General features: G+C 66.1%; 1 protein-coding gene. It reads right to left on the bottom strand.

Translation table 11 applies throughout. From position 1 onward, the window contains the following. Nucleotides 1-37: 37 nt before the first annotated feature. Nucleotides 38-664, bottom strand: a 627-nt coding sequence (locus AB1460_RS38100; protein WP_368967465.1) for an ABC transporter substrate-binding protein, incomplete at its 5' end; no start/stop codon positions are given.

Below are 664 nucleotides of genomic sequence, written 5' to 3' on the forward strand. Positions count from 1 at the left end.
GCCCGCTGCGTGGCTGTGTCGGCCGTCCTGGTCTGGTTCAGGTGCCGTTGATGCAGAGGCTTTCGTCTCTGAGCTGGAAGGCCGTGCCGTCCTGGCTGATCTGGACGAAGGCGTTGCAGGCCATTTTCGGGTTGCGGTCCGCGAGGTTGATCGGTTGGACCAGTCCGTCGGCGTCGTAGTCGCTGATCTTGTGCAGGGCGGCGATGACGCCTTCGCGGGTGGGGCAGTCGCCGGCGAGTTCGAGGCCGCGGATGAACATGTCGGCGAAGACGTAGCCGTACACGGCGAACTGCTGTTCGGGTACGACGGTCTGGGGGGCGAAGCGTGACATGGCGTCGCGGTAGCGGTCGATGGCCGGGCCGCCTGCCTCGAAGGGGCGGAAGTTCACGCTGAAGGAGACGTTGGCGAGTGCGCGTCCGAAGCCGCGCAGCACGTTGCTGTCGTATCCGGTGACCGAGACGGTGCTGGTGAGGGCGATGTTGGTGTTGCCGACGGCCTGCATGATCTCGGCGAGGTCGTTGGGGGTGGTGAAGGCGACGATGGAGTCGGTGCCGGCGCTTTCCAGGCGCTGGGCGATCCGTACGGGGCTGTCGGTTCCCGCCGAGTAGGTGATGATCTCGGGAACTGTCGGGAGTCCGTTGCTCTCGAACGCGGCCCGGTACTG

Origin of the sequence: Parafrankia sp. FMc2 (assembly GCF_041008525.1) — a bacterium.
Lineage (GTDB): Bacteria > Actinomycetota > Actinomycetes > Frankiales > Frankiaceae > Parafrankia.